At 66.4% G+C, this 1,302-nt stretch carries 1 protein-coding gene; it reads right to left on the reverse strand.

Going from position 1 to position 1,302, the window contains the following annotated elements; translation table 11 throughout:
• Positions 1 to 39 precede the first annotated feature (39 nt).
• Positions 40 to 1,209: an IS1249 family transposase gene (locus GU5_RS14955; RefSeq protein WP_083830439.1), complete on the reverse strand. Its 1,170-nt coding sequence runs from the start codon at positions 1,207 to 1,209 to the stop codon at positions 40 to 42.
• Positions 1,210 to 1,302: the final 93 nt, after the last annotated feature.

Consider the following 1,302-nt stretch of genomic DNA (forward strand, 5'->3'; position numbering starts at 1 on the left):
GCGGGTTAGCGGAACAAATGTGTGTATAGCCCGGGCGTGTCATCGGTTCCTCACCCAGCCTGAGCGAGCCCAGAGCCCTTCCTCAGCAGTGGTGGCGGTGTCGTAGAGCGCTGGCCCGATCGGCTCCTCGATCTGCGGAGATGGTTGCGGGGCAGCCAAGCGCTGCAGGTGGCCCCGGGCCAGTTCCCACGGATCGTGGGGATCCTCGGTGAGGCTGTTGAGCAGCCAGTCCACCGCCCGGCGCGCATGGGCCTCGGGCATTCCGCGGTGAGTTCGCAGCAGATCCTTGATCGCTCTGTTCGGACCTCCTTCCAGCGGAGAGGTCGTCCTGGCCACCACCGGGGTTCTCTCGCTGTCGAGGTAGTCGGGCTCCAGCCAGGTGAACAGTGACTTGTCGCTGATCAGCTGTCGATAGAGTCCCCGGACTCGACGGCTGCGCAGGTGGGTGTACCACCAGCGCTGATGCGGTTTCACCCAGCCGGGCCGCTCGACCCCGGGGCGGGCGTAGGTGCGTTCAGCCAGGAACTGCGCCCACTTCGCCTCCCAGGAGGCATAGGCCCCCATCCAGGCGGCTGCAGCGTCCAGGTCGCCGACCTTCATCAGCCGCTTGGTCAGCGCCAGGATCTGTTGGTTGGCCTCCAGCTTCGGGGCCTGGGTGATGTGCCGGCGCACAGCGGCGTAGATGTGGAAGTAGCAGCGCTGGATGGCGGCGCCGGGCCACTGCTGGTCCAGGGCCGCGCGCAGCCCGGGCCCGCCGTCGGTGACCACCACATCCGGGCCCGGCAGCTGGCTCAGCAGTGCGGCCCAGGCGGGCTTGTTCTCAGTGGCGCACCATTGCCAGCCCAGCACGTGGGCGGCGTCGTAGGCGATGAGTACGCACCAGTCTTGGAAGTAGGTGCCATCGACGAGGATCTGGCGATGGACCTCGCCGGTCGGTGTGGGCCGGGGCACCTCGATGTCCCAGCACCAGGCGATCCTCTTGCGGAAGCCCCGATCGGTGAGACCGAACTGGTGCTGAGAGTCGGAGGAGAGCACCCATCGGTGGAAGCTGCGGATCTCGGCCCGGGCGGTGATATCGGTTCGCTGCTGGGTCTTCGAGGCTCCGCAGCGTCGGCATCGCCACCTGGTCCGTCCGGCGCTGGTGGTGCCGTTCTTGACCAGCTTGTCAGCGCATACCTCACAGCGGGGCTGATTTCCAGGAAGGGGCATGCCACATGCTCCTAGAGCATGTGGAGCCCGCTACTTCGTTGCCATGCCGAGGATCCGGGGCGAATCTATACACACATTAGTTCCGCTAACCCT

This window comes from Nesterenkonia sp. F (assembly GCF_000220985.1).
Classification (GTDB): domain Bacteria; phylum Actinomycetota; class Actinomycetes; order Actinomycetales; family Micrococcaceae; genus Nesterenkonia.

What these genes read in the sequence shown, in the direction of transcription:
- GU5_RS14955 (WP_083830439.1), bottom strand. Translation starts at nt 1,209, where the DNA reads ATGCCCCTTCCTGGAAATCAGCCCCGCTGTGAGGTATGCGCTGACAAG.